This is a genomic window from Nocardioides sp. NPDC000445 (assembly GCF_040300245.1).
Taxonomy (GTDB): Bacteria; Actinomycetota; Actinomycetes; order Propionibacteriales; family Nocardioidaceae; genus Nocardioides.
In genome coordinates, this window is the sequence record NZ_JBEPDH010000007.1 from 154,344 (window position 1) to 172,400 (window position 18,057).

Annotated in this window: 13 protein-coding genes; 9 read left to right on the plus strand and 4 right to left on the minus strand. The window is 66.3% G+C overall.

What is annotated here, in order from left to right; genetic code table 11:
* Positions 1 to 202: 202 nt before the first annotated feature.
* Entirely contained in the window at positions 203 to 3,370 is a 3,168-nt protein-coding gene (locus ABT304_RS11670; RefSeq protein ID WP_350715292.1) for a non-ribosomal peptide synthetase, read from the minus strand.
* Complete coding sequence (gene glyA / locus ABT304_RS11675; protein WP_350715293.1) at positions 3,367 to 4,698, minus strand: serine hydroxymethyltransferase; 1,332 nt, start codon at positions 4,696 to 4,698, stop codon at positions 3,367 to 3,369. Before glyA ends, ABT304_RS11670 begins: the two co-directional genes overlap by 4 nt.
* 163 nt (positions 4,699 to 4,861) lie before the next feature.
* Between glyA and ABT304_RS11680 the strand changes: the two genes are divergently transcribed.
* Positions 4,862 to 6,313: an MFS transporter gene (locus ABT304_RS11680; protein ID WP_350715295.1), complete on the plus strand. Its 1,452-nt coding sequence runs from the start codon at positions 4,862 to 4,864 to the stop codon at positions 6,311 to 6,313.
* Entirely contained in the window at positions 6,291 to 7,070 is a 780-nt protein-coding gene (locus tag ABT304_RS11685) for a thioesterase II family protein (protein ID WP_350715454.1), read from the plus strand. The genes ABT304_RS11680 and ABT304_RS11685 overlap by 23 nt, the downstream gene beginning before the upstream one ends.
* A 58-nt stretch (positions 7,071 to 7,128) precedes the next feature.
* On the opposite strand, the gene ABT304_RS11690 is transcribed toward ABT304_RS11685, so the two are convergent.
* Complete coding sequence (locus ABT304_RS11690) at positions 7,129 to 7,455, minus strand: MarR family winged helix-turn-helix transcriptional regulator (RefSeq protein WP_350715296.1); 327 nt, start codon at positions 7,453 to 7,455, stop codon at positions 7,129 to 7,131.
* A 216-nt stretch (positions 7,456 to 7,671) separates the two neighbouring features.
* Here ABT304_RS11690 and ABT304_RS11695 point away from each other — a divergent pair, with 216 nt between their 5' ends.
* The 7 genes from ABT304_RS11695 (at position 7,672) to ABT304_RS11725 (ending at position 15,984) form a co-directional block, all read left to right on the plus strand.
* On the plus strand, positions 7,672 to 8,703 hold the full coding sequence (locus ABT304_RS11695) for an alpha/beta fold hydrolase (RefSeq protein ID WP_350715298.1): 1,032 nt from the start codon (positions 7,672 to 7,674) through the stop codon (positions 8,701 to 8,703).
* A complete protein-coding gene (locus ABT304_RS11700; protein ID WP_350715300.1) occupies positions 8,700 to 9,410 on the plus strand; it encodes an alpha/beta fold hydrolase in 711 nt (236 codons plus the stop codon). Before ABT304_RS11695 ends, ABT304_RS11700 begins: the two co-directional genes overlap by 4 nt.
* A 98-nt stretch (positions 9,411 to 9,508) precedes the next feature.
* A complete protein-coding gene (locus tag ABT304_RS11705; protein WP_350715301.1) occupies positions 9,509 to 10,831 on the plus strand; it encodes a phenylacetate--CoA ligase family protein in 1,323 nt (440 codons plus the stop codon).
* 149 nt (positions 10,832 to 10,980) lie between these two features.
* On the plus strand, positions 10,981 to 12,120 hold the full coding sequence (locus tag ABT304_RS11710; RefSeq protein WP_350715303.1) for a chorismate-binding protein: 1,140 nt from the start codon (positions 10,981 to 10,983) through the stop codon (positions 12,118 to 12,120).
* The gene (locus tag ABT304_RS11715; RefSeq protein ID WP_350715305.1) at positions 12,117 to 12,770 is read left to right on the plus strand and encodes an anthranilate synthase component II; all 654 of its coding nucleotides are present in this window, start codon (positions 12,117 to 12,119) and stop codon (positions 12,768 to 12,770) included. The genes ABT304_RS11710 and ABT304_RS11715 overlap by 4 nt, the downstream gene beginning before the upstream one ends.
* A gap of 197 nt (positions 12,771 to 12,967) precedes the next feature.
* Positions 12,968 to 14,962 (plus strand): non-ribosomal peptide synthetase, encoded by a 1,995-nt coding sequence (locus ABT304_RS11720; RefSeq protein ID WP_350715307.1) that lies wholly within the window; start codon positions 12,968 to 12,970, stop codon positions 14,960 to 14,962.
* A gap of 125 nt (positions 14,963 to 15,087) precedes the next feature.
* Positions 15,088 to 15,984, plus strand: a complete 897-nt coding sequence (locus tag ABT304_RS11725; protein WP_350715309.1) for an AfsR/SARP family transcriptional regulator — start codon at positions 15,088 to 15,090, stop codon at positions 15,982 to 15,984.
* A gap of 461 nt (positions 15,985 to 16,445) precedes the next feature.
* Here ABT304_RS11725 and ABT304_RS11730 read toward each other — a convergent pair whose 3' ends face one another.
* Complete coding sequence (locus ABT304_RS11730) at positions 16,446 to 18,056, minus strand: recombinase family protein (protein WP_350715311.1); 1,611 nt, start codon at positions 18,054 to 18,056, stop codon at positions 16,446 to 16,448.
* Between the last annotated feature and the right edge of the window lies 1 nt (position 18,057).

Consider the following 18,057-nt stretch of genomic DNA (forward strand, 5'->3'; position numbering starts at 1 on the left):
ATCTCGCTGTCGGCGACCCCGGAAGTTGTCCGAAGGGCGAACGAGTAGCCGCGTTATGTGCGACAAATGCGGATGGCGGAGCCGGCCCCGCCATCCCTCCAGCAACGGTCGTGGGCGATTGAGTTTCACCGCATCAGCCTTCTCGGCTGTCAGGCGGAGCGCCACGCCCCTATGGCGCCGATGGCGGGCTGCACCGCTGCCGCTAGGCGTTGGTGATCAGCTTGCATCGGTTGAGCATCTCTTGGCCGTGACGTTCCAGGAGCGCTCGGGCCGCTGACCGGACCGTGGGGTGGATGAACATCGTCCGGGCATCGACGTCGAACTCTGTCAAGGAGCTGAATCGCATCGTCGCCTTCGCCACGTCCAGCGAGGTGCCGCCGACGCTGAAGAAGTTGTCGTCCCGCCCGATCCGGTGCCCGAGGAGACTCAGCCAGCAGGCCGACAGGACGACCTCGATGGCATCGCGTTCGACGGATCCGTCGTCTTGGGACGCCGCGGCCGCGACGGCCTCAGCTGCGGTCTCCTGTAGGGACAGCAGATCGACCTTCCCGTTGGGGGTGAGCGGGAACTGCGGGACCGCGATGACCCTTGCCGGTACCGCCGGGCGTGGAAGCAGGTTCGACACGTGGGTCTTCACCGCGATCTCGCTCATCGCGACGTCGTCGCTCCTCGTGAAAGCGACCAGGGGTGAATCCGAGGTCCCGCCTGCTTGCACCACCACCGCGTCGTGGACCTCGGGCAGGGTCTTGAGTGCTTCGACGACTTCGCCCAGTTCGATGCGTATGCCGTTGACCTTGATCTGGAAGTCCTTGCGACCGGTGATCTCGATGAGTCCGTCCGGCCTCCAACGGCCCATGTCTCCGGTGACGTATCGGCGGGTACCGGGGGTGGCGGCGTGCAGGAACTTCTCTGTGGTCTCGCCGGGGAGGTTCAGGTATCCCTCGGCCAGTCCGACCTCACTTTCGACGACCATCTCGCCTTCGACCCAGTCGGGCACTTCATGGCCGAGGTGGTCCAGCAGCAGATAACGCTGATTGCGCATGGGCAACCCGTAGGGAACTGAGGGGCTCGACGCCGGGAAGTCGACGGGCACGGGGTAGTAGACCGACCACACGCAGGTCTCGGCCGGGCCCCCCGACGCGATGAGGCGCGAGTTGGGCGCCAGCCCCGCCAGGCGGTGGGGCAGGTGCCCCGGGATCCGATCGCCGGCCAGGATCACCGTACGCAGGCTGGTGAGGGTCTCTCCTCGGGATTCGGCGGCATCGAGCAGCAAGCTCAGCAGCGCCGGGGTGGAGTTCCACACCGTGACCCGTTCACGTTGGACGTCGTTGAGCCACCTCAGCGGGTAAACGATGGGCGGTGCGACGACCACTGTCCCTCCGAGGGCCGGCATGCCGAGCGCCTCGAACATGCCCAGGTCGAAATGGAAGGGGGAGACGGCGTAGGCGACGTCGGTGTGGTCGATCGCTCCGATCTCGCTCATGTGGGCGAACGCGTTCGCCACTCCCGTTTGGCCCACGACCACGCCCTTGGGTTTCCCGCTCGTGCCGGATGTGTACACGACGTAGCACGCCTCAGGGGGTGTGGCCTGGATCCGGAGAGCCTCGTGCGCCTGTGCCTTGGCCACCGTGAGCACGGGGGCTTGCGTGAGCGAGGCGAGTGCTGATGCCAGCGGCTCGTCTGCGATGACGAGAGCGGGACACGCTGAGTCGAACGCGCGCTGCAGCCGGGTCAGGGGTTGGTCCGGGTCCAGGGCGACGAACGTGCGGCCGGCATAGTTCGCCGCCTGCGCGGCGACGAACTGCGCGGTCTGCTTCGCCAGCACGATGGCGACCGGGCCGTCGGCGTGGGCGGATTCGGTGACTGCCCCGGCGACGTTTCTCGCGGCTTGAGCCAGTTCGGCGTAGGTCAGGCGGTTGCCGTTTTCGCTCACCAACGCCGTTGCGGTGGGTCGTGACTCGACGTGACTCCAGAACGACTGACCCAAGGTGTTCGCCGGAACGGGACCGTGGGTGCTGTTCGCGCGCGCTCGCGCGGCCGCCTGGCGGGTCGGGAGCTGGGCTATGCAGTCGGCGCTGTCCCAGACGTCGTCTCGCGACAGGTCACGGAAGACTCGACCGAACTCCGTGAACATGTCTTCGATCAGGCCGTGCGGGAACGCACTGCGCCGGAAGTCCCAACTCCACGCCAAGGCGCCTTCGACCTCAGCCACCTGCACGTCGACGCTCACCTGCGGCGTCCTGGTGCTGGTGTAGGTGGAGACGCCCAGGTCGGTGTGGTAGCGGCGAGGGGGCTGACCGAGCAGGCTGGTGAGCACGAACGGGAAGCTGACCTGTGTGGCGCCCGAGGTGCGAGCCATCTCGCGCGCGACGTGGATGCCGCTGAACGCCGAGTGGGGCAGGTCGCTCCACAGCTGCCGCTGCACTGCTTGGGCCCGGGCCGCGAACGAGTCGCCGGCCCCGTCCACCTCGAGGAGGATCGTGCTGGTGAAGTCTCCCACCACTCCCGCGTACGCCTCGGATGCACGTGATGCCACGAAGGTGGGCACCGTGATGGTGAACTTCTCACCGGCCCCCCAACGTCGCAGCACCTCACCGAGCGCTGCTGCCACGAGTGCTGTTCCGGCCACCCGTCGCTTGCCGGCGGTCTTCTGGATGGCAGCCCATCCGCGAGCGTCCACGGAGTCTTCCAAGCGAGTGAACTCCGTCCCCTCGCCCGGTCCTCGAGGCAGTTGCGGGGCGGGGGCCAGGCTCGGCAGCCGGTTGACCCAGTACTGCTCTGCTCGTCGCCACGAGGCCGACTCGCGGGTGGCACGTTCCTGGGCGATGACCCAGTCCTGGAACGACACTTCCGGCACCGCCGGCAGGTCTTGGCCGAGAAGAAGAGCCGCGAACTCCGGGACCAGGACCTGGTAGTAGCTCCACGCGTCGGCGACCAACAGGTCCAGGCTGAAGTGGATGTAGGCGTTCTGGTCAGGCATCAACGACACCTGCACGTCCCACAGGGGGAAGGTGTTGGGGTCGAACAGATGATGCGACAGTTGGTCTCGAAGCTGGGCCAGCTGGTGGTCGGCCTGATCGGGTGGGAGCTGGGACCAGTCGTTGAAGGTGAAGGTCCACGCGGACCCCGGAGGGAGCGTCCTCTGCGACGAGCGGCCGCCGGTGATCACCGTTCGGAGCGACGGGTGCCGCTCCACGATCGTGGTCCACGCATCGCGGACCTTGGCCTCGTCGCCCGGCTGGTAGGGGCGTTGCCACTCCCAGTAACCCTGGCAACCGACTTCGCCGAAGTCCACGCCTGTGCCGCGCCCGACCAGATAGGCCTCCTGCGTGGCGGTGAGAGGGAACGAGTCGTGGTTGGTCGTGGTCATGCCGATACGCCTCTCGTTGCGGTGGCCTCTGAGTACGTGGTCCAGAGCTCTTCCATCAGCGTCGCCGTTTCGATACGGGTCGTTTCGATCGTGTCCCGCAGCTGGTCGGTCTCTGCCTGCCGCAGAGCTGCGAGCACCGCGGCGACCATGTCCGCGACGAGGGTTGCCTCGGCGTCCGAGGCGCCGAGCTGAGCAAGGCTGTTCAGCCCCAGTCGGATTCCGCTGGGCCGGCTGGGCGGCCGGGGGTCGTGGGGGATGGCGTTGCGGTTGACCAGGATCCCGGCTTCCTCGAGCGCTCGCTCGGACTCCAAGCCGTACAGCCCGGCCGCCGACGTGTCGACCAACACCATGTGCGTGTCGGTTCCACGCGTGACGATGCGATGGCCATGGTTCGCCAGCCGGTCGGCGACGATGCGCGCCAGGTCGACGATGCGAGCGGCGATCGCGCGGAACTCGGGGCTGGCCACGTAACCGAGCGCCCACGCCTTTGCCGCGACCGCTGCGCCGTTGGGCGTACCCTGAAGGCCCGGAAAGACGGCCTGGTCGACTCGTCGGTGCAGGGCCTGAGCGTCTGGCACGTTCGTCCCGCCCAGGATCAGCCCTCCGCGCGGCCCGGCGAGCTGCTTGTAGGTGCTGGTGGTGACGAGGTCGGCGTGGGGGATGGGAGAGGGGTGCTGCCCGGCCACCACGAGTCCACTGATGTGAGAGATGTCGGCGATGAGGGCAGCTCCGACTTCCCGGGCGATGTCCGAGAACGCCGCGAAGTCGATCTGCCGTGGGTACGAGCTCGCGCCGCAGATGATGAGAGCCGGTTTCACCTCGCGTGCTTGTGCACGGATCTGGTCATAGTTCAGGAATCCGTCGCCGTCGACGTCGTAGTGGACGTACTCGAACCAGCGCGACGTCTGTGACGCTCGCGCGCCGTGCGAGAGATGGCCGCCGGCCTTCAGATCCATGGACAACACCCGTGAACCAGGGCTGGCCAGCGCGGCCGTGGCGGCCTGGTTCGCCGTGGAACCCGAGTGTGCCTGCACGTTTGCGAACGATGCCCCGAAAGCCGAGCAGGCTCGGGCCTGGGCCAGTTCCTCGACCCGGTCGAAGACTTCACATCCGGGGTGAAAGCGTGCGCCCGGGTAACCCTCTGTAGTCAGGTCTCCGAACTCGGAACCGGCCAGCGCTCGCATCTCGGGGTGCCCGATGGACGCCGAGGCCACCAACGGCACCGCGGAGCGCGCACGACGCACCTCAGCGTCGAGCAACCCTGCGAGCGGTTCGTCGCGGGCCAGATCAGTTTGGCGAACACCTACCGGGCTCAGAACGTTGGGCATATGCACCACCTCCGCGGCCATTCCTAGACCAGCCGGAGTAAAGGGTCGGTGGGTCCGGCTTCGGAGGCTGCCGGATACCTAACCGATACGTAACTGACCTGGCTGATGGTGTGGGCGTGTACGCAACTTCGCGGGCGAGAAGCCTGCCGACAAAGGAGACAACGTGAGTTCGCCCAACGACGACACGACGGTGGATGCGCAGAAGTCGGAGTGGGGGAGTGAGAGCGCGCCGAACCCGAAGCGATGGACGATCCTGTGGGTGCTCGCCACGGCTCAATTCATCATCTTCCTCGATGCGACCATCGTGAACGTGGCTCTTCCGTCGATCCGTGACGACCTCGAGATGTCCAACTCGATGCTCACCTGGGTCGTCAACGGATACCTACTGGCTGCAGGAGGTCTCCTCCTGATGGGCGGTCGACTCGGCGACGTCGTCGGACGACGCAAGGTGTTCGTCGCCGGTGCCCTCATGTTCGGAGTGGCCTCCGTCGTCGCGGCGACGTCGACCTCCGCCGAAGTGCTGCTGGGCGCGAGAGTGCTTCAGGGTGTCGCCGAGGCCCTCGCGGCGCCCGCGGCGCTGGGCATCATCGCCCTGACGTTCTCCGACCCCAAGGAACTTCAGAAGGCCTTCGGTATCTGGGGCGGACTGTCCGGTCTGGGGTCTGTAGCCGGCGTGCTCTTGGGCGGGGCCCTGGTCGACCTCATCAGCTGGCGGTGGATCTTCTGGATCAACGTGCCCCTGGCGATCATCCCGGCCGTACTGATCGTCGGCCTGGTGGCCGAGTCCAAGATGCAGGGCAAGATCTCCGACGGGCCCCTGAGCGCCCTGCTGGTCACCGGAGGCACCGTGTCGCTGGTGCATGGCATCCTCCAGATCGCCGAGCACGGCCTGATGTCGGGTACGACCCTGGCCCCGCTGCTCATCGGGCTGGCGCTCCTGGCGGCCTTCGTCACCCTGCAGGGCCGGTCCTCGACGCCGCTGCTGCCACTGAGCTTCCTGCAGGACGGCGTCCGGGCAGCTGGCTACCTGGGTCTGGGCCTGCTCAACGCAGCAACCGCAGGCATGTTCTTCCTGCTGGTCCTGTACATGCAGTCGCTGCTGGGCTACTCGCCCCTGCAGAACGGACTAGCGTGGGTGCCGTACTGCATCGTGTTCATGGTCGGCATCCAGCAGGCCATCGCGAGGATGCCAACCGTGGGCGTGCGCGGCGTCATGATGACGGGCTTGGGCGTGGCTGCTGTCGGCATGGCGCTCCTGGCCTCGCGCCCCTTCGGCGACGGCTTCTGGGAAGGCCTCTTGCCGGGGATGATCCTCGTAGGTCTCGGCGGCGGCGTGACCTTCCCGGCCGCGCAGACCGCCGCGCTGACGAACCTCACCATGCAAGACGCCGGGCTGGGATCGGGCATCGTCACCACGCTCGGGCAGCTGGGCCAGGCGATCGGGCTGGCCTCCCTGACGGCGATCGCCTTGGGGGTAGGCACGAAGGGTGCCTTCGACGAAAGCACCATCGGAAGTGCCATGTGGGTGTCCACAGGCATCCTTGTTGTAGCGGCCGTAAGCGTGGCACTGGTTCTGAGGGGAAGTCGTGCGGATGCAGGCAAGGTTCCTGCATGAGATACCCGGCGGGCGGGCGGGAACCACGGTCGTGGTCTTTCCGCCCGCCGGCCGCGGCGCGTACAGCTTCGTGGGCAGGCTCAGCAGTCCCCACCGTGCGATGGCGGTCGTACTTCCCGGCAGGGAAAGACGACTGGGTGAACCCCTTGCTTCGCGCATCTCACAGCTGATCGACCCGTTGTGCGACGAACTGGAAACCCTCGCCGCTCGCGGAAGGCTCCTGCTCCAGGGCCACAGTCTGGGCGCCTACATCGCCCATGCTGCTACGAAGGAACTGCAGGGGCGCGGCGTCCAGGTCGATGGGCTTGGGGTTGCAGCGGCCGAAGCTCCGGTTCAACCACCCGCCCTGGTGAGGCACGAGCTCGACGACGAGAGCTTTGCTGCGGCGATCAGCGTATTGGGAGGGACACCGCCGGAGGTGTTTGCAGAGCCCTCGCTGCGGGCGATGTTCCTGCCCCTCCTGCGCGCGGACTTTGCTCTGGCCGAGACCTACGCGCCTGACCCGGAGCCGGTGAGCTGTCCGATCTCTGCCAGCTACGGTCTCGAGGACGCGGACGTCGACCCCGAGGGAGTCAAGCGGTGGGTCGAGCTCACAACCGGCCCCTTCGAAGTGACCGGATACCGCGGCGACCACTTCTTTCCCGACCAGCACCTGAACGATCTATGCGCCAACCTCGACGACCTCGCCGCCGGCGGCCCGCCGCGTGACAGATCGGCTCGGACCCCCGAGTCAGCTCAGGCCCATCGACTCGAGTAGGCGGCGGAGGGTCGGTACGGATCTGGCGAGAGGTCTGCTGTGCTGACGCTCGCGCGATCTACTCCTGCGCCTGGTGGAGGCCGTCCACGATCCGCGCGATGCGGTCGAGATCACCTCGAAGGCGGGCCCAGTCGACATCGTCGGCGGTGGCTTCGATCTCCCGCACCCATGCATGGTGAGCGTCCTGGATCGTGGCGAGCGTGACCTTGCCGGCCGCAGTGGCGGCGAGCAGCGGCGACCGGCGGTGGCGAGGATTCTCTTCGTAGCGAGCCAGGCCGTCCCGGACCAGCTCGTCGGCCACACGCTGGACGCTCTGGCGCTGGAGCCCGAGCTTGCGGGCGATGTCCGGCACGGTGGCGCGGTCGCCGACGGCCTGCAGGACCATCCGACGAGAGTGTGTTTGGCCCGTTGCTGCGGAGATTCGCTCGCTGGCGTCGCGTAGGCGACGGTTCGCGTCGAAGATGGCGTGTAGGGCTGCGTCGACATCCACATCCGTCACGATGCCCTCCTTTTGACAGGCTCCTGTCAGTTTCTTAACGTGGGTGATGTGACAGCATGCTACCAACTTCTCGTGGGTGCCCTCCCTGGTGGGGGGCCGGGTATGGAGGCACTCGGTCGTCGTTTGGGCGAGACGCGATGGCCGGTGTTGCCGCCCGCCGATGGCCGGGCGCGCGGAGTCACGGCATCGACAGTGGAACGGTTCGTCTCTGAGTGGGAGCAGTGGCTCGCGCAACCGCAGAGCCCGGGACTCGGCGACCACGAGGTCCTCGACGTAGGTGGCCAGGGCGTGCACGTGGCCAGATTCCCAGGGGCCGGCCGCGTACCGATCCTGCTCCTGCATGGCTGGCCGACCTCCTTCCTCGCGTTCCACCAGGTGATCGGGCCACTACGAGCTCTGGTATCCGAAGTCGTGTTGGCTTCGTTGCCAGGATTCGGTACGTCCCAGGTGCCGCTCGGTGCCTGGTCGGTTGCCGACTCGGCGCGGCTCCTGGCCGACGCGATGGCGGCAATGGGCCACGACCGGTTCATCGTCCATGGACAGGACTGGGGATCCGTGGTGGCCCGTGCGGCCGGCGCGATCGCACCTGACCGGGTCATCGGCGTCCATGTCAGCGCGGGCCTGAAGGGCTTCATGGCTGAAGGTTCGAGCGACGAGTCGGCCTGGAGTCGGCTGGGCGAGTTCGTGGCGGGAAGCGGTGGGTACCTTCACCTGCAGAGCCGCCGCCCGGACTCGCTGGCCTACGCACTCTCTGATTCGCCAGTTGGTCTGCTTGTCTGGCAGCTCGACAAGTACCAGTTGTGGCAAGGGGGCCTCGGCGACGATTTCGGGCTTGGAATGGACTTCATCCTGGCGAACGCCACGCTGTACTGGCTGACGGGCAGCGCCGGAAGCAGTATGCGGATCTACTCCATGGGTTCAGCCGAGGTCGATGCCGTCACCGCGGGCGTGCCGACCGCGGTGAGCGTGTTCGGTAGCGGGGACTTCGCTGGGCGTGCGGTCTCCGCACGCGAGAACAACCTCGTCGCCTGGTACGCCCATGACGGCGGCGGCCACGTCGCCTCCCTTGACGCTGCCACCGAGTTCATCACGGATCTGGACGACTTCATCAATCGCGTAGGAGTGAACGCATGAATGCCAACAACCCCATCGTGCTCATCGGTGGTAGTGGACTCGGGCCCTGGGTGTGGGAGCGCATCACGCCACTGTTGAGAGAGTGTGGGTTTCAATCCGTGACGCCCCAGCTGCGCACTACTGGCGGTGATGCCACTCCAGCGGAAGCCGTCGACCTGGACGCATGGGTCGAGGACGTCTGTGAGGTGCTGTCTGACCTTTCCGAGGTGACCCTGGTTGCCCACTCCTTCGCCGGCTACGTCGCCGCTGCCGTTCTGGAACGACAGCCGCACAGTATCGGGCGACTGATCTTCATCGACGCGATCCTGCCGAAGCCCAACAAGTCATGGTTCGAAGTCATGGGGTCTGGTGTGGCTGCGTTCATGACGGGTCTGGCGCAGGATGGAGCGATCCCGTGGTTCACGCGAGAGCAGCTCGACCAGCTCTATCCGGGGCACGGCATCAGCGATGCTGACTTCGCGTGGATGCGGCCGCGGCTGACCGGGCAGCCGGTCGCAACGTACAGGCAGGCGGCGATCAAGGACCCGATGCGCGCAGAGGCGGCGCGCGTGGCCTATGTGCAATGCCTGGTCACCAACCCACCGGTCGAGAACCTGTCCACCGAGCAGCTCGGCTGGGAGCGTCGCACGCTGGCTACCGGGCACTGGCCGATGGTCACTCATCCGGCGGAGACGGCACGCGTCATCATGGAGCTGGCCGGTTCGTAGTCCCGGTAGCCGGACCGGGTGGTGTCGGGCTAAGCGTCGGTATGGCTGGGCGCGTGGGTGGAAACCGCGGGGCAACCCTCCTCCGGCACGGTGGCCGCGTGGCGATTTCAACGGAGGACCGACGGCCTGAGGCTCTCAAGCGCGCGTGGGAGAACGTGGAGAACCGCTGGGATGGGGACCCGCGCTCGCCCGTCCTGGAGTCTTGGCGGGCTGAGCGATTGGAGCAGGTGCGTGCCCTGGTAGCGCGACAGTCTGTGTTCTACTCCCGGCGGGCCGAGCAGCTGGGCCGTCAGTGGACCGGCGAGTTCACCACGAAGGCAGATCTGGTCGAGGCCGGCCTGGACATTCTGGCCGGCTCGGTCGCCGAGGCGGAGGTCTATTACGAGACGACCGGCACCACCGGCCCGCCCACGCCGTGCCCCCGCGGGGAGCTGGAGGTGTGGGCCAGCAATCGCACGCTGATCCGTGCGTGGACGTCGATGCTGGCCCAGGACGGGCGCCCATCCGTGGTGGCAATCATGGGCCCCAGCGAGCTCTACGCCTTTGGAGACGTGTTCGGGGCGGTGGCTCGTACGGTGGGGGTTCCACAGGTCAAGCTGTGGCCGGATTCGCCCCGCGTGGGCTTGTCGAAAGCGTTGCGAATCCTGCGACAGCTCAAGGTGACGCATGTGGTGTGCGCGCCGTCGATGGTGCTGGAGCTTGCCGAGGTCGCTTCGGCCGCGGGACTGAGCCCACAGGACTTCGCCATCAAGAGGTTCTTGGTGCTGGGCGAGCTGTCCACACCGGAATTTCGGTCGAGTGCGGAGTCGTTCTGGCCCGGGGCACGGGTGTCGCCGGCGATGTACGGATCCCAAGAGGCGCTGTGCGTCGCCTCGGGTTGGCCGGACGGGTCACTGCGACTAAATGAGCTGAACTACCACGTCGAGCTGGTGAATCCCCATGACGGTGCGCCCGTTGCGGTGGGCCAGGTGGGTGAGCTGGTGGTGACGTCGTTGATCCCGGGGCTGCGCCCGATGATTCGCTTCAGAACCGGCGATCTGGTTGCGCTGGAGCCCGGCCCTCTCGACGGCTATCCGGGCCGAACGCTCACGGTGCTGGGGCGGGTAGCCGACCAGGTTCTGACGGGCGACGGGCGCCGGGTCTCTGCCTACGATGTGGAGCGCTCGGCATTGCAGGACCTGCAGGGGTGCTTGGGATACCAGGTCCTCATCGCTGGTTCTCACCAGTCGCCCGAGGCGCGACTGCGGCTGCTGGTTCCTGATCCAGCGAACCGCACACCGGAGGTCGGCAAGGCGCTGGGCGACCTGCTGGCGATGCCGTTGACGGTCGAGTTCGCCGACTCGCTGAACCCGCGTACCAAGACTGGTGCTACGGCTAGCTGGAAGGCTGCGCGCCTCGTCGACTCACGGTCGTCGCGATGAAGGTTCACGACGATGGGTCCGTGTGGGCTGAGCTCGAGGGCGAGCAATCGTCCGACGTGTGGCTGCTGCACGATCAGACCTCGAGTACGCCGACCCTGATCGCTCGTGGGGTGAGGCTACGCGTGTCTGTGTTCGTGGACAGGTTCGAAGTGTTCGATCCTGACCATCTTCTGACCCGCGGCTGGTGGTCCCTGGGCCGACGGTTCAAGACTCGGCCGTGGGTGCTGTTCGATGCGGCGTTGGATGAGCCCGGGATCCGCGAGGTCGCGGAGCAGACCCCGGTTCTGTTTCACCTCGCCTTCGAGGCCACGCATGCCGATGACTCGATCCCGTACCCTCCGGGGGTCACGAAGGACACGCTCCTTGCTGAGTTGGTGCTTCCCGAAGCAGTCCACGAGGTCAGCATGAGCGCCGGGAGCCCGGAGCGGCCGCACGCGCCGCCTCGTGCGTCAGCGGACTCCGGTGCGGCACCCGAACTGGGCGCTGACCCTTCGTACCGGGCTGCCTTCGAGGCGGTGATCGAACACATCGCCCGGGGTGATGCCTACCAGGTCGTGCTGAGCCACAGCGTCCGTGACCAGGGCTCGATGTGCCCCCGCGCCCTGTTCAAGGAGCTCACGAGCCGTTCGCAGGTTCCGTACGCGTTCATGTGGCCGTTGAGCGATGGGCGGACGTTGGTGGGTGCGAGCCCGGAGTGTTTCGCCAAGTCCGATGGGGTTGAGCTGCACCTCCGCCCGTTGGCCGGCACGGTGCGTCGCTCAGGTGTCGAAGAGGTGGACTCGGCGATGCTGGCTCTGTTCGAGACGGACGCCAAGGAGCTCGGCGAGCACTTGATGCTGCTCGACCTGTGTCGCGACGACATTGCGAACACGTGTGTGGGTGGGTCTGTCGAGGTGCGCAGCGAGTTCGAGGTGGAGGCGTACGGGAACGTGTTTCACCTCGCCTCCCACGTGGCCGGGCGGCTGGACCGCAGTCGTGGTCCCTTCGAGACCCTACGAAGGGTCTTCCCCGCCGGCACGATGACGGGTACGCCGCGGCTCCGGGCGATGGAGATCATCTCCGCCCTGGAACCAGAGGCCCGCGGGGCGTACGCGGGGGTGGTCGGCTACGCCTACTCCGACGGTCGATTCGACTCGGCCATCTGCATCCGGATGGTGGAGGTGCTGCCGCAGGGCCACCGCATCAGAGCTGCCGGCGGGGTGCTGTGGGACTCGTCCCTGGCAAAGGAGTGGGAGGAAGTGCAGACCAAACTCTCCGGCAGCCGGCAAGCAGTCAAGAGGTGCTCATGAAGGTCCTCGTGGTCGACGCCAGAGACAGCTTCGTGCACGTGCTCGCCGACTACGTCGTTAGGCGACCCGGTGTGGAGGTGGCGGTCGTCCGGCCGGACAAGGTTGGTGTCGAGTCGGTCGTTCGAGAGGCCACCGACCCACGCACGGATGCTGTGGTCCTCGGGCCTGGGCCCGGGCATCCATCGCACTCGTGCCACGTGCCTGTGGCCTTGGCGACGATGGAGACCAAGCCCGTGCTGGGCGTGTGCCTGGGACACCAGGTCCTAGGTCTGCTGGCGGGTGCATCCATCGAACAGCTTGACCGCCCCCGGCATGGGTACATCTCGCGTGTGGTTCATGGCGGGTCGGGGGTTTTCGCGGGGTTGCCGGCAGAGGCCGAAGTCGCCCGCTACCACTCGCTGGCGGTCAACCCCGCGACCGCCGGTCCGAGCCTTCGTGTGATGGCCAACGCCGCCGATGACGGTGTGGTGATGGGGATCGGGGTCGGCGCGTTGGCCGTTGGCATCCAGTTCCATCCGGAGAGCCATGGCAGCCGCGACGGCCACCGGATCGTGAGCAACTTTCTCGACTCCGTCACCGCGTCGACCAGTGATGGCTTCACGAGCAGTTTTTCGACACTTCGAGTCACGGAAACGGACGTGCGAACATGAGTACCTATTCGACGAACTTCCGCGCCGCTGTATGGGATGCGCTCGGCACCCGCGGTGCGCGCGAGGTTCTCACCAGAGTTGCCACTCGCTACCGGCCTGACGGCGTGGTCGAGATGGACGATGCCGAGGGATCGTGGACCTGCATTCAGGACGACGGGTATCGCGAGCAGCCCAGGAGTGCCACCTCCGGCGTCCAGGTGGACGTCGAGCTCGTCACCGACGGCGTGGTCCGATCGCCGGCCGCAATGATGTCGGTGGAGGTCACCGGGGACATGGTCGAGTTCATCGGTCGTGGTCCGATGGCTGGAACGGACGAGGTGCGTGGCTTCGCCGCGTCGGTGGCTCAGCTGCTGGGAGAGGACGGGGCCGAGGAGCGGGCCAGGTCCGTCGTCCGAGACGAGCTCACGGTCGGGATGGGGCCGGTTGAACCTGGACCCGCGTTCGGAGTGTGGCGGGCAGTGCTGCGACACGCACTGGCGAGTCCGGAGAAGTGCGCCATCGAGGAGGGTGAGCGTTCGACCAGCTATGACGAGCTGGCGAGGCTCGCGGTGGCGAACGCTCGACTCATCGCCGGCCAGGTACGGCCGCGTGAGCCTGTGGCGGTCGGGCTGGAGAGAGGTACGCAGAGTGCGGTGGCTCAATTGGCTGCGTTCTTGGCCGATTGTCCCGTGGTGCTGATCGATCCGACGCTCCCGCCGGCGCGAGTAGAGGCGCAGCTACGCCAGTCGCGGACCGCGGTCGTGGTGGGAGATAGCAGCACCGACTCAGTGCGACACAGTGCCGCTGCGGCTGGGTTGAAGATCATCGAGGTCGACATGGACATCCACGACTCGACGATCGACCTGCATGTCGAGTCCAACGTCTCGCCCCAGTTGGACCCCGATGCCACCAGTCACATCGCGTTCACCTCCGGCTCGACGGGGACACCGAAAGCGGTGGAGCTGAGGCACGGGCCGATGGCCAACACCGCGGCAGCGATCGCCGCGGCGTCGGAACTGGCGCCGGACTCACGGGCGTCGTGGTTCTGCCCTCCGGGCGTGGGTCTGGTTCAGGTGGACCTATTTCCCAGCCTTTGGGCGGGAGCGACTGTGGTCGTTGCCCCGGACGGTTTGGGCCGCGATCCGCGAACGGCCTGGAAGTGGATCGAGGAGCGAGCCATCTCGCACGCGCAGATGCCCACCGCCTTCGCCGAACAGATGATCAAACTGGAGGCGGACGTGCCGGGGTCCTTCCACTCGCTGCGAGTGGCGGGTGAGCGACTGGCCGTGTGGCCCTCGATGTCCTGCACCTACCAGGTGCTCAATGTGTACGGGTCCACCGAGGCCAACGTCGTGTCATTGTGCGACGCCACCCGGCTCATGCACGACGTCCCCCGAGAACGGCTGTCTGCGGTGCCCATCGGGCGGCCGGTGAGAAACGTGAACATGTACGTTCTGGACTCCGAGCTGAACCCGGTTCCTCGCCGCGTGATCGGCGAGCTGTGCGTCTCGGGCAGGAGCCTGTCCAGAGGCTACCTGGACGACGAGGCCCGCGCCGCAGCGAAGTTCGTTGCGAACCCTATCGACTCGGACCCCTTTCCGGTGCTGTACCGCAGCGGAGACCTGGCCCGTTTCGGTGCCGACGGAGTGGTGGAGGTCGTGGGCCGCATCGACGACGAGGTCAAGATCGACGGCGTCAGGGTTCTGCCGGCGGAGATCGAGCACGAGCTCTTGTCGTTGGACGTGATCGCCACCGCCGCGGTAGTTGCTCATGAGCCGCCCCAGGGATCACGCGTTCTGGTGGCCTACGTCGACGGTGACGGCAAGATCGATGTCGACGCCGTGCGGTCGTTTCTGGAAGCGCGGTTGCCGGCGCCGTCCGTGCCGCGCCGGTACGTCGTCGGACCACTACCGACCGGCCGGAACGGGAAGATCGACCGCTTGACGTTGAGTGAGCAACCGCTCGATCGCCCCGAGCTCAGTGCACCGTTCTCGGCTCCGGAGGGTGAGCGGGAGAAACGGCTCTGCGGGATCTTCGCCGATGTCCTGGGCCTGGGGGCGGTTGGTGCTGATGACGACTTCTTCGAGCTCGGTGGTGGGTCTCTGCAGGCCGCCATGTTGATCGAGCGTGCCGAGTCCGAGCTCGGTGTCGACATGGACTTCCTGACGCTGGTCGACCGGCCGACGCCACGCCGCTTGGCCGCGGCGTCGTGACGAAAGTAAACCTGAGAGCACTAAACGTTCTCGCGTAAAACAGTTACGCGATGCTCAGGCGTAGTGCAGGGTGGGAGTGTGTAGCCACAGTGGCAACACTTTTCACCGGTGGCGTTCTCGGGGCCATGATCGAGCCGGACGTCTCAGGGGAGCAGATGACAGATCGAAGGTTGGAAGTCAAGATGCTGGGCACATCTGAAGTGCGTGTCCAGGGGGTGCCTGCGGCAGGCTTGCGGGCGGGGAAGACACGAAAGCTCTTTCAGTACCTCGCGATGCGACGAGGCCGAGTGATCCCGAAGAGTCAGTTGGTTGACGTCCTGTGGCCGGAGGGAAGCAACGGGGGCGGCAACGCATCACTAAAGGTCGCCGTTCACGCGCTGCGCAGGGTGCTCCGTGAGTGCGAGAAGCAGGCGGGAGTCCCGGTGGCTGAGGTGCGATACGTGGATTTCGGGTATGAGTTGGTCACGGAGGACGTTTGTGTCGACATCACGGACTTCTCGACGCTCGCGCAGTCCGCAGCGGCAGCTGCTGAAGCCGGAGATATGGAACTGGCAAAGGCCACCTACGCTGAAGCCGCAGCTCTTTATCATGGGCCGTTTCTGCCCGATGACGAGTCTGAGTGGGCCCGCGAGGAGCGCATGTGGGCTGAGTCGCTGTACGTCAAGGTCCTCAACGGCCTGATCGTGATCGCGGTGTCCGAGGGCAGAGAGTTGGCGGCCATCGACCTGTGCAAACGAGTCGTCTCGTTGGATCCCTACAACGAGGAGATGTACCGCCTCATGATGGAGATGCACGGCAACTGCAGCGAGTTGGGAATGGCGTTGCGGTGGTACAGCGAGTGCGAGGACCGTTTGCGCAATGGCTTGGGAGTGGAACCGAGCGACGAGACGCGCGAGTCGTTGGTGCGAGTCCTGGCTCTGTGTGGCGTTGAGTACAGTCCAAACTGGGACCGGCAGTTCCGCCTCGGTGAACGTCTCGCCCAACGTCGTCGCGGGGCTGCGGGAGAGCCATTGGCGGGCTGACGGCCACTGGGTTTCGCTCCTAGATCCTTGGGTGTTCCCGTCGTGCTCCTAAATTGTGAGCCAGAAACGCCTCTGATCTAGCTTGACCAGGTCGGAGGAGACTTTCGCGGCGTTCCGTTAAGCCACTGTAGTTACGTCACCGTACGTGAGTTTCCTGGCGTGAGATGGCCACTGACCGAGTGGGTTCAACCCTGGGTAGTAGGGCGCTGCGTGCTGCGCCCGACTACCCAGGGGGTGCAATGGCCATGAGCGCGGTGTCCGGGCGTGGTGCGATTCCAGCCGCGCCGGTGTCTCCTGCGCGGCCGGGTTCTGGCGCGGTGGCCTCAGGCCGACGAGCGCAGCGGGAGGCGCCGCGAGATGGCGAGGTGGTCAGGCTGCTCACGCCGGAGCAGGACACACGGGCAGTGCGGGCGGTGGCTGTGTTCAAGGCGAAGCGCGAAGCGTACTTGGCTGGGGTGTCGCTAGAGCAGCTCGACGCGGACGACTGGGTTGTCGACGTAGATGCGGTCGACGCCAAAGTCGCGTAGCAGTCTCTGCCGTAGGGCGACCGGTACTGAATCGTCTTCCAAACCTTGGGCAAGTTCGGCGAACCGTTCGGCTATCTCGCCAGCGAACGGAAGAACCTCTATCCGCGCGCTGTCGCCGAGATCTGCCAGCTCGGTCCGCGCAGCGCTGACGGCTCCGTCGGTATGGTGCTTCGCTGACTCGAGGTCGTCGTCGTCGAGAAGGCCTTTGATGGCCAGTCGCTTGGCGTTCTTCCACTCGGCTTCAGACTCCGCAATGCGGGCTTCGAGAACGGCACGCTTGCGGGCATGTTGGTCCTTAGAGACGCCGCGGCTGACTGCGACCTTGACCGTGGCGCCACCACGGATTGGCTGCGATCCGACACCCTTGATGATGCGGTCGGCAAGCATGCTGTTCACGCGCTTGCAGGTGCCTGGGAAACCCTCCTTGGCGACCATCCCAGGTCGGGTGCCGGGGCAGTAGAACCTGATGCGTATTTTCATGTTCGGTTTGCCCGGATTGTCGACTCGGGCGTACATACGGTGCCCGCAGCGAGCGCAATAGACGAAGCGATCCAGGACGTGCTCGGGAACGACGCGCTTCTTCATGCGGCGTTCGCCGCGTCGAGCCATGCGTTGGGTGTGCACGCGGTTCCACAGGTCGAGGTCCACGAGTGGACCGAGCGGGGAAGCCATCACCACACGTCCGGGGTCGTCCTCGGCGCGGGCTTCCAGGTAGGCCTTGCCGTTCTCGTCGCGAAGCACCTGCCGACGGCCCCACACGAGCTCACCCTTGTAGAGCGGGTTGTCGAGGATTCCGTTGATGGTGTTTCCGCCCCAGCCGGATCGTCCTGTCTTGGTCGGCACCGCTTCCGCATTCAGTCGTCGGGCGATTTCATCGGAGGGGACGCCCTCGTCGGCCCACGCGAAAATCTGCGCGAGCCAGGGGTACTCGTCTGGGTGCAGTTCGAGTTCGCCTGATCGCACCTTGCGGCCCCCGACGAAGGCCGGCATCCCGCTGGGAAGCTCGATGCCGTCGACAATCAGAGGCTTCATGCGTACGCCGTACGCCGGGCGCATGGCGATCGTGGAACCGGCGGCGACCTTGGCGCGAAGGTTGCGACGGGTGCGACGCCTGACCTTGAGCACCTCGCCCTTCGCGTTGACGGCGCGGACGTCGGCATCGTACATCGCGTCCTCGTCGTGCGGGTCGATCAGGCCGATGTCCTCGGTCACGAGCGTGATGCCAAGGCGCTTGCACACCGTAGTGATCTGCTGGCGCTGTCCGACACCCGCAGTGAGCCGCTCGAGCTCATTGACAACCAGATAGTGCACGTCGCGGTTGGATTCCAGGTAGTCGAAGAGCTCCTGGAGGCCGGGGCGGTCGGCGAGACTGCGGGAAACACCCTCGTCGGCGAACGAGTGCATCAAGACGATGTCGTGTTCGGAGGCCACGGCGTCGTTGATCGCGCGCTGCTCAGCCGTTGAACCCTGCTCGTCGGTCGAGTAGCGCGTGTAACCAACCCCGCGCCGCGTCTGCGGCCCGGCGTCACGGCGCCGTGCCTTCACA